This is a genomic window from Candidatus Nanosynbacter lyticus (assembly GCF_000803625.1).
Lineage (GTDB): Bacteria > Patescibacteriota > Saccharimonadia > Saccharimonadales > Saccharimonadaceae > Nanosynbacter > Nanosynbacter lyticus.
Genome location: NZ_CP007496.1, coordinates 303,602 through 316,697, shown reverse-complemented (window position 1 = coordinate 316,697; position 13,096 = coordinate 303,602). Strand labels below are relative to the sequence as shown.

General features: G+C 45.6%; 15 protein-coding genes and 1 other annotated feature. Of the genes, 13 read left to right on the top strand and 2 right to left on the bottom strand.

Translation table 11 applies throughout. The annotated features are described in order from the left end of the window. Window positions 1–41: 41 nt before the first annotated feature. A complete protein-coding gene (rplK, locus tag TM7x_RS01635; protein WP_039327309.1) occupies window positions 42–467 on the top strand; it encodes a 50S ribosomal protein L11 in 426 nt (141 codons plus the stop codon). Between the two features lie 60 nt (window positions 468–527). Then, a complete protein-coding gene (locus TM7x_RS01630) occupies window positions 528–1,085 on the top strand; it encodes an L-threonylcarbamoyladenylate synthase (protein WP_039327305.1) in 558 nt (185 codons plus the stop codon). A 55-nt stretch (window positions 1,086–1,140) separates the two neighbouring features. Here TM7x_RS01630 and eno read toward each other — a convergent pair whose 3' ends face one another. Both eno and TM7x_RS01620 read right to left on the bottom strand, forming a co-directional pair. Then, window positions 1,141–2,421 (bottom strand): phosphopyruvate hydratase, encoded by a 1,281-nt coding sequence (gene eno, locus TM7x_RS01625; protein ID WP_039327302.1) that lies wholly within the window; start codon window positions 2,419–2,421, stop codon window positions 1,141–1,143. Between the two features lie 59 nt (window positions 2,422–2,480). Next, window positions 2,481–3,005 carry a hypothetical protein gene (locus TM7x_RS01620; RefSeq protein WP_138074069.1) on the bottom strand — a complete coding sequence of 175 codons (525 nt, stop codon included), beginning with the start codon at window positions 3,003–3,005 and terminating at the stop codon, window positions 2,481–2,483. 443 nt (window positions 3,006–3,448) lie between these two features. On the opposite strand from TM7x_RS01620, the gene rplA reads away from it, so the two are divergent. The 11 genes from rplA (at window position 3,449) to TM7x_RS01565 (ending at window position 13,088) form a co-directional block, all read left to right on the top strand. Continuing rightward, window positions 3,449–4,135, top strand: a complete 687-nt coding sequence (gene rplA / locus TM7x_RS01615; protein WP_039328068.1) for a 50S ribosomal protein L1 — start codon at window positions 3,449–3,451, stop codon at window positions 4,133–4,135. A 348-nt stretch (window positions 4,136–4,483) separates the two neighbouring features. Further along, on the top strand, window positions 4,484–4,885 hold the full coding sequence (locus TM7x_RS04125) for a hypothetical protein (RefSeq protein WP_158386490.1): 402 nt from the start codon (window positions 4,484–4,486) through the stop codon (window positions 4,883–4,885). 285 nt (window positions 4,886–5,170) lie between these two features. Next, entirely contained in the window at window positions 5,171–5,497 is a 327-nt protein-coding gene (locus TM7x_RS01605; protein ID WP_052198810.1) for a WhiB family transcriptional regulator, read from the top strand. Window positions 5,498–5,534: 37 nt separating this feature from the next. After that, window positions 5,535–5,671, top strand: a sequence feature (ribosomal protein L10 leader region). A 59-nt stretch (window positions 5,672–5,730) separates the two neighbouring features. Then, on the top strand, window positions 5,731–6,255 hold the full coding sequence (gene rplJ / locus TM7x_RS01600; protein ID WP_039327292.1) for a 50S ribosomal protein L10: 525 nt from the start codon (window positions 5,731–5,733) through the stop codon (window positions 6,253–6,255). 65 nt (window positions 6,256–6,320) lie between these two features. Continuing rightward, window positions 6,321–6,698: a 50S ribosomal protein L7/L12 gene (rplL, locus tag TM7x_RS01595; protein WP_039327289.1), complete on the top strand. Its 378-nt coding sequence runs from the start codon at window positions 6,321–6,323 to the stop codon at window positions 6,696–6,698. A 250-nt stretch (window positions 6,699–6,948) separates the two neighbouring features. After that, the gene (locus TM7x_RS01590) at window positions 6,949–7,464 is read left to right on the top strand and encodes a hypothetical protein (RefSeq protein ID WP_039327286.1); all 516 of its coding nucleotides are present in this window, start codon (window positions 6,949–6,951) and stop codon (window positions 7,462–7,464) included. Between the two features lie 9 nt (window positions 7,465–7,473). Further along, window positions 7,474–8,346 (top strand): DUF2797 domain-containing protein, encoded by an 873-nt coding sequence (locus tag TM7x_RS03785; RefSeq protein ID WP_052198809.1) that lies wholly within the window; start codon window positions 7,474–7,476, stop codon window positions 8,344–8,346. 14 nt (window positions 8,347–8,360) lie between these two features. Beyond that, window positions 8,361–8,753 carry a hypothetical protein gene (locus tag TM7x_RS01580; RefSeq protein ID WP_039327283.1) on the top strand — a complete coding sequence of 131 codons (393 nt, stop codon included), beginning with the start codon at window positions 8,361–8,363 and terminating at the stop codon, window positions 8,751–8,753. 52 nt (window positions 8,754–8,805) lie between these two features. Continuing rightward, entirely contained in the window at window positions 8,806–10,254 is a 1,449-nt protein-coding gene (dnaX, locus tag TM7x_RS03780) for a DNA polymerase III subunit gamma/tau (RefSeq protein ID WP_052198808.1), read from the top strand. Continuing rightward, window positions 10,254–11,603 (top strand): replicative DNA helicase, encoded by a 1,350-nt coding sequence (gene dnaB, locus TM7x_RS01570; protein WP_039327280.1) that lies wholly within the window; start codon window positions 10,254–10,256, stop codon window positions 11,601–11,603. Before dnaX ends, dnaB begins: the two co-directional genes overlap by 1 nt. A gap of 21 nt (window positions 11,604–11,624) precedes the next feature. Continuing rightward, window positions 11,625–13,088, top strand: coding sequence for an ArnT family glycosyltransferase (locus tag TM7x_RS01565; RefSeq protein ID WP_039327278.1), 1,464 nt, complete (start codon window positions 11,625–11,627; stop codon window positions 13,086–13,088). Window positions 13,089–13,096: the final 8 nt, after the last annotated feature.

The window sequence follows — 13,096 nt, the reverse complement described above, 5'->3', positions numbered from 1 at the left end:
ATAATATTCGGGTTACGCACTATAAACTATAAGGAATAACTATGGCAAAGAAAATTATTGGTAATTTAAAATTGCGCATTCCAGCTGGTCGGGCGACAGCAGGTCCTCCAGTTGGTTCAACACTCGGTCAGTGGGGCTTGAACATGATGGACTTTATCAATCCATTTAACGACGCCACCAAAGACATGATGGGTAAGGACGTAATTGTTCACATTCAAGTTTACGAAGATCGAACCTTCACTTGGAATTCGCTTGGACAACCAGTTGACGACATGATTCGTGAAAAGGCTGGCATCCAAAAGGGAAGTGGTAAGCCACACGTTGATAAGGTTGGTAAGCTTACTCGCGCGCAATTACAAGAAATTGCTGAAGCGAAAAAAGACCAATTGAACGCAATCGATATTGAAGGCGCAATGAAAGTTGTTGCTGGATCAGCTCGCTCAATGGGCGTAGAAATCGTCGACTAATTTGAAAAAGGAGAATAGCCCCGAATCTGTCGGGGTTATTTTTATGGTAAAATTTGAAAAATGATTGTAGAAAATATTTTAGACAGTGCAGTTATCTCAGCTCTCCAATCCGATCAGCTAGTCGTCGCTAAGACCGACACTATTTATGGCGTACTGGCTAGAGCTGAATCAAAGAGAGCAATTGAAAGATTGTATAAAATCAAGCAAAGATCCTTAGATAAATCTGTTATCGTTCTTGTTACCGACATTAATGATATTCCTGGGTTGGCGCCACACTTACAAGAAAGTTATCAAGAGTTAGCCAAAAATCAACCAACGACAATAGTCGTGAATGTATCGCCTGATTTTCTGCCACATATACCGCACATTAACGGCACGCTGGCATTTCGTGTCATCCCAAAATCACCACTGTCGGAATTAATTCAGAAAGTCGGCTACTTAGCCGCTCCTAGTGCTAACCCACCAGATAAAGAGTCAGCAAATAACATTACCGAGGCAATCAATTACTTCCATGAATCTGCTTCCGTCTATGTTGATTCCGGAGAAATTGTAGATTCTAAGCCGTCACAAATTATCCGCATCAATGACTCCGGAGAAATTGAATTTATAAGAAAATAATTTTCAAACAAAAAACTTCCCGTTAGACACCTAAAAGGGAAGCTTTTTTCGTAGATTATCTGACAAACGGATGGGCAATTTCCAAATCTGGACGCTTTTCCGCAATTCTCAGCAGCTCATTATATTTAGCAATTCTCTCCGAGCGAGACATCGAGCCAGTCTTAATTTGACCCGTTCCCAGTCCAACTGCCAGATGAGAAATTGTTACATCCTCAGTTTCACCCGACCGATGACTCATCACGGTGTTCCAGCCAGCATTTTTCGCCATCACAACCGCCTGAATAGTCTCAGTCAATGTGCCAATTTGATTTGGCTTAATTAAAATAGCATTGCCAGCTTTTTCCTCAATTCCACGCTTCAATCGCTCGACATTCGTCACCAGAAGATCATCACCAACCAACTGAGCAAAATGCCCCAAATCTGCTGTCATCTTCTCCCAATCTTCCCAGGCTTCTTCGTTTAAGCCATCCTCAATCGAAAGAACCGGCACGCGCCCAAGCAGCGCCTTATATGTGCGAATCATTTCATCAGCCGACAATACGCGGCGCTCAGTCGACAAGTGATATTTGCCATCTTTATAAAGCTCACTTGCCGCCACATCCAGCGCAAACCCAAAGTCTACACCCAATTTATAGCCGGCCTGCTCAATCGCTCTAGTCAAAAGCAGAATTGGCTCCATGTTGCCATTTCTGACATGCGGCGCATAGCCACCTTCATCACCAACTGTCGTCGGATAACCCTCATCTTTCAGGATTTTCGCCAGCGCATGAAAAACTTCCGCGCTCATTCGAACCGCATCCGCAAAAGTTGCCGCACTAGTTGGAATAATCATATATTCCTGAAAATCAGTCGCACCGAGCGCATGCTGGCCGCCGTTCATCACATTAATCATCGGCATCGGCAGAGACATTGTAGGATTTCCAGCCAAGCTATTGACGTATTGATACAACTCCACGCCACGTGACTTAGCGGCAGCTTTCGCTACAGCCAACGACACCGCTAAAATTGCATTTGCACCCAGGCGCGCCTTATTTGGCGTACCATCCAGAGATTTCATTTTATTGTCAATCGCCGCCTGATCAAACGGGCTCATTCCTTTTAAGGCCTGAGCGATTTCATTATTAACGTTATCAACCGCTCGAAGCACACCCTTACCGCCGAACGCCAACTCACCATCCCTCAGCTCAACCGCTTCAAACGACCCAGTACTAGCACCAGAGGGAACAGCCGCCCGCCCAAAAGAACCGTCACTCAGAATTACGTCAGCCTCAACCGTCGGATTACCACGTGAATCTAAAATTTGCCTTGCCTGTATGTTTGTAATTGTTATGTCCATAGTTACTAGTTTAGCAAAAAACAGTAACTATGCGTTAGCCCTCATTTTATATAAAAATATCACTCTTCTAATTCGCGCTCTATTATTACAGCCTCTCCGATCTGTGACTCACCCAAGCCTGAATAAAAAACTCCTGGACTATCACACATATGGACACTCACGCGCCTCTCTCCATCAGATGCCTGCAGCCCCAAGGGTCCTGTACACCCATTAGCTAACATGTAAATATCCCTCTGCGCTTTTGCAATATTTTCATCTAGCTCGTTCATTCCGCTGGCGGCCATTTTACAAACAATTTTGGTAGCTTTATCTTCATCTAATGTCTCGCCGGTAGCCTCGTCAACCAACGCTACTTTATCACCGCCCAACGCCATCGCCAAAAGTCTGTTTACTGTTTTTCTGTATTCATCTAGGTTATTTAACGCTTCTATTATTCTTGGACAGGACATACATTGCTCTGGGACGTAGATATCTATCGTTCCTAAAGAACCGTCTTCGTTACCTACGATTTCCGTAAACTTATCTCTATTTGACCTTTCCGAAAACTCACTCATAATATTAAATATTATACAATTCTTTTTCATAAAATCAAATATTTGCACTAATCTCTAAAAATATGGTATAATTTCATCACTATCAATCAATGCTGGGAGGCGGGTCCGTCGTAGAGTCACGAATCGCCGTTCGTACCACAGAAAGGATTATTATGGTAAAGAAAGCCGAGTTGCTAGAAAAAGCAGCAGAACTAAAATTAGCAGTCAGCGAAAAAAACACGATCGCTGAAATTGAAGCAGCAATTGCAGAAGCTGCCGATACAACTAAATCTCACGACAACAAAGACAAAGATGTCGTCGCTGAACGTGAAGCCGTAGTTGCCAAATCTGGCAAACGCAGCCAAAAAGCCCTAGACGAGGCTGCTGAAAAAGCAGAGAAGGAAGCTCGCAAGGAAGCTGGCGACACCACTCCACAGTCTGACGATGCTGAGGCTCACGTAAAGAAAGGCCCAAAGCCAGTTACTCGTCCACGCTTGGAGCGCCGCGGTAAAAAATACCAGGAAGTTGCAAAAAACATCGAGAAGAACAAATTGTACAGCTTAGACGAGGCTTTGAAATTGGCCACTGAAACCAGCCCAGTTAAGTTTGACGCTAGTGTTGAAATCCACATCCGCTTGGGCGTTGACCCACGCCAAGCGGACCAAAACATCCGCTCAACCGTAGCATTGCCGCACGGTACAGGTAAGGATGTTCGCGTAGCAGTTTTCGCACCAGAATCAGAACATGCTGCCGCTAAAAAAGCTGGCGCTGACATCATTGGTGACGAAGAATTCCTAAGCCAATTGGATAAGGAAGAGCTGAACTTCGACATTTTGGTTGCAACTCCGCAGTACATGCCAAAGCTTGGTAAGTACGCACGATTGCTTGGCCCACGCGGTTTGATGCCAAATCCAAAGTCTGGCACCGTTGCTGCCGACGTCGCTAAAGCCGTTTCTGAAGCAAAGGCCGGAAAAGTTGAATATCGCGTTGATAAGCAAGCCATCGTTCACTTATCAATCGGAAAAGTATCATTCGGTACTGAAAAATTGTCAGAAAACGCACGCGCATTCCTAAGCAGCTTAAACTCTCAAAAGCCGTCCAGCTTAAAGGGTGTTTACATTAAGAGTGTTGCAGTCGCTACAACTATGGGCCCTGGTATTAAAGTAGAGAACTCTTTGTAGTCTTTACATTTCAGACAATTAAATCCCGTCAATTCTGGCGGGATTTTTTATTAGACTATTGATTTTTTCTGATTTTATGCTAAAATAGTAAAGTCCAATAGATTGCTGATGTGTATTTTTTACTTTCCAGCGTGACTGGACAGTGAACTTTTACAATCAGCACCACTCACGAAAGGGAAAAATCATGACCAGGCCAAGGAAGCGGACCCCCCTAAGGATCGTTTTAGGGGCGATCCTCCTAGGGTTCATCGGAACGGCCCTCCTCTTCGGAGGAACATCCCAAGCCACCACCCCTTCATTGGAATGTACCGGGAAAGGTTGTATCGAGTGCAACCCTTCCGTGGAGCAATGTGTACCTCCGACGCCTCCGGCACCCACGCCGGAACCGGTGCCCACACCAACGACGGAACCGACACCTCCGCCTCCGGCACCCACGCCGGAACCGGTGCCCACACCAACGACGGAACCGACACCTCCGCCTCCGGCACCCACGCCGGAACCGGTGCCCACACCAACGACGGAACCGACACCTCCGCCTCCGGCACCCACGCCGGAACCGGTGCCCACACCAACGACGGAACCGACACCTCCGCCTCCGGCACCCACGCCGGAACCGGTGCCCACACCAACGACGGAACCGACACCTCCGCCTCCGGCACCCACGCCGGAACCGGTGCCCACACCAACGACGGAACCGACACCTCCGCCTCCGGCACCGGAACCAAGTCCTACACCGACTCCGGAGTCTAAGCCAGAGACTTCGGTCCTGGCGAAGACCGGGTCATCTTCTGCTAACCTACCCTGGATCGCGGTCATCTTGGCCGCGCTGGGGTGGGAAGTGATATCTCAGGCGAGGCAGAAGCGCCGCGCCTGAAACACCCCTAGTCCGAGGGGTGCTAGCCCAACCCTCTAGCACCCCTCGGCGCCAATCATAGGCGTAAAAGTTCACACCCGCTCTACTACAGAGCGGGCTTTTTCTTTGTCCAAGATTAATATATATTTGATTTTATTACTATATTATTGTAAAATAATAATATGTCAAAATTGAATAACAAAGGTCTATTGGACGGCGCCGAATGCGCGAGACTAGCTCCCGAAGAAGCTGATCGCTTATTTTTCCAAATAAACTCAAGTATTCCAAATCAAGATTTAAGAGGTATCAGAAAGACAGAAGCCGCGGAAGCCGCCATAGCCATGTGTCGAAAATGCCCAGTATTAAAGCAATGTCTAGAATATGCGCTCCAACACCCAGAATCTACTGAATATGGAGTTTGGGGAGGCACAACTGCCCCTCAACGCAGAAGAATATTACGATCAGGTAAAAAAGCGATAAAAAAGGCAATTGAATCAGCTGGAGAATAATCGCCATAACCCTTGTCTTTCGTTGTCATTTCTGCTACAATTCTAAGGAACATTACCAAAGACAGTGGCGATTTGTGTAAAAACAGATGTAAAAATGCCACCGAGGGATGAAACTAACAGTTTTATTTGACGTCTTTGGTAGTGCGAGAATCAAAGACGTTTTTTGATTCTCCATTACCGCACGTTAACAAATTGGCACATAACAAATTAACTCAATCAAAGAAAGGATTTTTATGGCAATTTCACGCGATAAAAAACAAACTTTGGTTGCTGAACTAACAGGGCTTCTAAAAGACGCCAAAGGTACAGCGTTCGCTCGCTATCAGACACTTACCGTGGCTGACTTGCAAGAACTACGCAAGGCTGCCCGCGAAGCGGGCGTTACCATCAAGGTTGTTAAAAACCGACTGGTGCGCGTAGCTCTTCAGGAAATCGATACTTACAAAGAAACCGACACCAGCTTATTGGTTGGTCAATTGGTTTACGCTGTAAGCACCGAAGATGAAGTTATGCCAGCAAAGGTATTGGACACGTTTGCAAAAACGCATCCAGCATTACAACTTGCAGGTGGCTTCTCGGGCGAAGGCTTGGCAATTAGCGAAGCTGACGTTAAAGCATTGGCAGGTCTACCGAGCAAAGACCAGCTCGTTGCTCAAGTGGTATCACAATTGCTATCACCAGTACACGACACAGTCAACGCGCTTGGTGGCAATTTGTACGGACTTCTGGACGGCATCGAAGCCAAAGCTACTGCTTAAGTTTAGCAATCAATACTAGTAACGTTGCATTCATCGCAACAATATAATAATCAAGGAGAATATCAATGGCTGATATTAAGAAATTGGCTGAAGAACTTGTAAAATTGACAGTTCTAGAAGTTAACGAATTGAAAAATCATCTTAAAGAAGAATATGGCATCGAGCCAGCTGCTGCAGCTGTCGCTGTTGCTGGTCCAGCTGCTGGCGGTGACGCTGCTGCGGCTGACGAAAAAACTGAGTTCACAGTTACTTTGAAAGACGCTGGTTCTCAGAAGGTTGCTGTCATCAAGGCTGTTAAAGAAATCACCGGTTTGGGCCTTGGCGAAGCAAAAGCTATCGTCGACGGCGCTCCAGCACCAGTTGTAGAGAAAGTTTCTAAAGACGACGCTGAAGCTGCAAAGAAGACTTTGGAAGGTGCCGGCGCTAGCGTTGAGCTTTCATAATTTGTTATATAACGCCAATTTGTTTCGTTTGATCACCGTCCGCTTTGGGCGGTGATTTTTATGTGACCGCTTGCTAATATCATGAACCGCACGCCAATTGCAAGGGTAAAATTTGCAACACTTTTTTATTCACATCTTATAGCGCTGTGGAAAATTAGATAAAAATAGATATGACGACTTGCCACAAACATAAAGCTGTGTTATATATTAGTTAAGTATTATAAAAATAGACAAAGGAATTGCGAGAACCATGTCTGAATTACCAGAAAAACAAATTAAGCGTCTTCGGACACTTATTCAAGAGGCGGAAACTAACTTAGCTGCTGCAAAAGAACTATTAATCAGCATCATCGGTGACGATGGGCAAGTGGTCACACCAAAGACCTCATCTGATAACGTAACTGGAAAAGTTATCGAAGGTGTATTTGACGGGCAAATGATGCTTAGTCCTGACGGAAAAAATTACCCAATCCCTGCCAATTACGCTTCGAAGTCTAAGCTGGTTGAGGGTGATTTGATGAAATTGACCATCGCAGAAGACGGCAGCTTTATCTATAAGCAAATCGGCCCAGTGCCACGCAAGCAGGTCATCGGCACGCTCGTCCAACACGACGGCGTCTATTACGTTGAGGCTTCTGGTCGTGAGTATCGTATTTTACTCGCCAGCGTCACTTATTTCCGCATTAACATTGGCGACCAAGTCACCATCATCATCCCAGAAGACAATCCTGACGCTACCTGGGCAGCTGTCGAAGCAGCACTGTAAAGGAAACTTATGCCGAGTGATTTTTTACTCGCTTACGTCAGTTTTAATAACGAGAATAAGCCGTTTATTGACTGTCAGGTTGGTGACGAAATTGAGCGGCGGGAATTGTTTGGGCAAGATTTATCGCTTGAATTTGACTTCTCGACCAAATATTGCACTGGCTGGGTAGATTTTGAAAATCATTGCAGCCAAATTTGTCCAGATTCCACCACGGTTGACGGCAAATATGAAAACTGCCTGAAATGCCGTGATCGGACTGGTTTTAATCCTGCGTTTTATAACGCCGATTCGGTGTCAGCACAGCAAGAAAAGATTAATCAAAACCCGCACTTCGTCTATCTGGCATATTTCGCGCCAGGAGTCATTAAAGTCGGCATCTCGCAAGAAGAACGCGGCATTCGGCGATTGCTGGAGCAGGGAGCGCGCTTAGCGTTAAAATTGGAGACATTCTCTTCGGCGTTAATTGCTCGACAATACGAGGCGAAAATTTCCGCGCTGGACGGAATTGTCGAGACTATGCCGATTCATAAAAAACTTGAGCTTATAAAGCAACCTTTTGAACGCGCAGCTGGCGAGAAGAAGTTGCGGCAAAAACTACTTGAAATTGAGCAAAAGATTGGTGTGTTATTTCCAAAATCCGAGCTAATTGCTTGCGAAGATTATTTTCATACTAACGACATCGATCTAGCACTAGCTATAATCATGAAAGACCAAAATAAACTTGTCGGGCGCGTCCACAGCGTTATTGGCTCGATTGTCATCACCGAGCATAAAGACCAGCTACTAGCTTACAATCTCAAAAAGTTCATCGGCTACCAGGCGCATAAAATTACTGGAGATATTGAGCTGGAACTACCAAGCGAGCAGTTGACGCTATTTTGATACAATACTTATTTATGAATAACTATTCAAACTTCGTATTTCCAAATATAGTTTTTGAAGCATTTCCAATTCTCGAAAAATTGGGGTATGTTCGACAGTTCGCACCGCTAGTGCCATTATACCCCGACACCACGTTTCATCTATTCGCCGATAATAACGGACGATTCCTAGTATTAGTTATGACCGACTATGCCGATCCAATAGATCAGAGCCAAGAGCTAAAAAATATTTCTGGTGAATATGCGTTTGAATTTACTAAGCTTATCAAGCCGTACGAAAACGATGAATATATTGAGATAAAAGAAAATGACGAAATACTTGAAAATCCGACTGTATCAGATACTGATAGTTATTACCGTTTTTATGTCGCCGAAACTAAGCACAAAGTCGACCTACGCTATCCATAAATACACTAGACGCTGTTTTCTGCTATAATTGTCCCATGAGGAATGTGAGGGAATGAGTCAGGCGCTGTACCGCAAATATCGCAGTCGTAGCTTGGACGAGGTGTTGGGGCAAGATCACGTGACCAACATTTTGCGCCGAGCCTTGGAGCAGGGGAAAATCGCCCATGCGTATTTGCTGACGGGTCCGCGCGGCGTCGGAAAAACCAGCGTAGCGCGCATTTTGGCGCATGAGATCAATCAGCTGCCGTATGACGAGGAAGTGTCACACCTGGACATCATCGAAATTGACGCCGCCAGCAACAACGGCGTCGACGACATCCGCGCCCTGCGCGAGAAAGCACAAGTCGCGCCCGTTTCCGCGCCGAAGAAAATCTACATCATCGACGAAGTCCACATGCTGTCCAAGCCTGCCTTCAACGCACTATTAAAAACCCTGGAGGAACCACCAGCGCACGTAGTATTCATCTTGGCTACCACCGACGCCGACAAGCTGCCCGCCACCATCCTCAGTCGCGTCCAGCAATTTTTCTTCCGTCCAATCCCGACAGAAATTATGGCACGCCAGCTCATGAACATTGCCGAAAAAGAGGGCTTTGGCATTGAGGAAGGCGCCGCACGGTTGATTGCTGAGCGCTCGCGCGGCGGGTTTCGCGACGGGATCAGTATGCTAGACCAATTATCAATTTTGGCAACACCCGACCAACCATTGACCAGTGCTATGGTCGCCGAATATTTAGGTCTAAGCGACACTTCAAAACTTAACGGATTACTGGATTTATACCAGACTGGCAATAATGAGCAAATCTTAGATGTCTTCAGGGATTTAGAAAATAATGGCGCCAATTCAGTAGTCGTTTCCCACCAGTTACTATCAATTGCACGTAATAAACTACGGCAAAACCCAAATCTGGTCAAGCTAGTCCAGCAGTTAATTGAGGTTGATCGGCACCCGCATCCGGACTTAAAATTATTGACGATATTTATGAATTGCGATTCTCAGGCCAGTAAAAATCCAATTACGCCAAAGAAAAATGTCGCCGAAACCATAGTTAAAAAGCAGCCTACAATTTCAGCACCAGCCAAACCGACTGCTCCAGCTAAACCAGTAGAAAAGCCTCTTGAGAAAGAGGAAAAGACAGTGGAGCCGCCGAAGAAACCCACTGCAAAACCAAAGAAAACTGACACTCCATTAGAAATAGATTGGGACAAAGTAGTTGAAAAGGCAAAAGAAAAATCCCTTGGGCTATCTTCTTTACTGCAAAAAAGCCAGTGGGCATTTGATGGAGAAAAATTAACAATTTACGCCGGCACCGCGTTTTACAAGAAGAAACTGGACGACGCCAAAAATCGGCCATTAATTGCGGAGATAATCACGGAAGAGACAGGCATGGAGCTAGAAATTGATATAATTGGAGAGAAGAAACCGCCAGAGGATAAAAAGCTGGCGAAAATTGCCGAATTGATGGGTGGCGGCGAAGAGGTTAAATTGGAGGATATTTAATGGCAGATAAAGGCAACGCGAACGGAAAAATTCCACCACAAAATTTAGACGCAGAGAAGAGTCTGCTTGGAGCTGTTTTAATTGACGAGGAAGTCCTGGCGGATGCTGCGGAGATCACTCACGCTAACGATTTTTATGACAAAAACCACGGACTGATTTTTGCCGGGATGATGCGCTTATTTGAAAAACATAAGCCAGTTGATTTGTTGACACTAACAGATGAATTAAAACGTAAAGATGAGCTGGAGATGGTTGGTGGATCGGCCTACCTAACAGAACTGACAAACTACGTACCGACAGCAGCGCACGCCTCAGCATACGCCGAGATGGTAGCGCAAACGGCAGTGCGTCGACGACTTATTAAGGCGAGTGGTGACATTTCTGAACTTGGCTATGACGAATCTACGACAACGCAGGAACTGCTAGAAAAAGCTGAGGCTGAATTATTCAGTGTTTCCGACCAATCAACCAAACAAGATTTAGTGAGCTTAGAGAGCATTCTGACGGACAGTTTTGACCGAATTGAAGAGCTTAGCAAAAATAAAGGCTCTCTACGGGGCGTCCGTACTGGATATCGCGACCTTGACAATATGACGGCTGGACTACAGAAGTCCGACTTGATCATCCTGGCGGCTCGTCCGGCCATGGGTAAGACCACACTAGTGACTAACTTAGCATACAATGTGGCGACAATTGAGAAAAAGCCGGTGCTGTTCTTTAGCCTAGAGATGAGTAAAGAACAATTGGTTGACCGTATGCTGGCAGATGCTTCAGGCGTCGACAGCTGGAATATTCGCACTGGAAACTTGAGCGATAATGATTTTGCCAAATTGTCCGAAGCCATGGGCGAGATGGCCGAAGCACCGATTTACATTGACGATACGCCGGGACTTTCGGTTCTAGAGATGCGCACTAAAGCTCGCAGAATTGCTCATGAGAATCAACTGGGACTAATCATCGTTGACTACTTACAGCTGATGCAGGCCAACGGCAATCACAATGGTAACCGCGTCCAGGAAGTATCGGAAATTTCCCGTGGCTTGAAGTTAATTGCCCGTGAGCTCAATGTACCACTGATTGCGCTAAGTCAGTTGAGTCGTTCAGTCGAATCGCGCACCCCGCCAATTCCACAACTGGCTGACCTACGTGAATCTGGATCCATCGAGCAGGACGCCGATATCGTCAGCTTCATTTATCGCCCAGGATATTACGAACCAGACAACCCGGAAGTCCAAAACATCACCGACCTAATCATCGCTAAGCACCGTAACGGCCCCGTCGGAAAAGTCCAATTGTACTTCCACCCAGAGCGCCTCCGCTTCATGAGCCTGGATCGCAAGCACGAATAGAATTGTGCTATAATCATACCAATGAAAAAGCAAAAAGTTACTGATATTTTTCTTTACCGATGGCGCTATGCTTTCGGATATACTCTGTTGGTATTATTGTACATAGGGGCTGTTACGGTTTCCGCTTTACGCGCACCAGGCGGACTGTCTCAAGCAGAAATTGACATGGTTAATACCACAAACCACTTGAAATTTAGCTCAGAAGGACTTGCCACAGCCAACTTACCGTTTCATCTACTTCAGCTAGCATTTTTCAAGCTATTTGGCGTCAGCTTACTGACAATTAAAGCCCCAGCCGTCCTGCTGTCGATCATTAGCTCCATAGCCATATTCTTCCTACTTAAACGCTGGTTTAAGCCCTCCACGACCATCTTATCGCTACTTATCATGATTAGCACCGGTCAATTCCTATTCATAGGACAGAGCGCAACCGTTGGCGTTTTATATATTTTCTATACCGCCCTAACACTACTTTTTGCGACGCTCATTCTTCAGAAAGCGCCAAAAGCTTCACTCTGGCGGATTGGACTAGCTATCACCACAGCCTTCAGCCTCTTTACTCCATATCTTTGGTATATCAATTTAGGACTCCTGATTATCGCCTTTCTCCACCCACACCCACGCTACTTTCTTATCTCCAGAAAACATCGAGGGTCCTGGATTTTACCGTTGACTATTCTACTCACAATAATTCTCGGAATTGGCTTTCTGTGTTATAAATCTCACGCGCTATTTCATAGTCTCATTGGCATTAATAATCTCAGTTTTGATATGTTCGCCAATCTTAAAACCCTATACTACACCTATCTTCGTATATTCCCGTCAGTCGTAGGCAACCAAATTACACCAATCATGGACTTTAACGCCATGATTCTAATCGGATTAGGATTGGTTCGCAGCTTCCAAAAAATTGCCAGCGCCCGCTCATTTATGATTTGGTCATGGCTAGTTTTAGCAATAGCCCTACTAATCTTCCAGCCAAGCTTAACACCAATTATCATCGTTCCACTATTCATTCTGCTGGCAGTCGGCCTGGAATCCCTAATGGCTATGTGGTACGGGCTTTTCCCGCGCAACCCTTACGCTCGCGGCACAGGATTAGTTCTTATATCTCTCTTAATTATTGTTATGGTGGCGGGTGGTAGCTTCCGCTACATTGATAGTTATCGCTATTTCCCAGAGGCTGTTTCACATTTTAATAAAGACTTGTCTCTCTTACAAAAAAATACCGCACCAACTGACTCGTTCTCTCTATTAGTCAGCAAAGAAGAATCGCCAATTTACGAAGCGCTCCAAAAACATAGTTATCATAAAATATCAATTATCCGCACGGCACCAGAAAAAGTCGGACAAACACTATACGTCAGCCATGCCACAAAAAACACCATACCAAAAACCTACTCAGGCCATTTATCTTCAATTATCGTCAGCGAACACAACCAGGGCGGGGACCGCTTCTACGTCTACACATCTGACAAAAAATAAGGTATAAT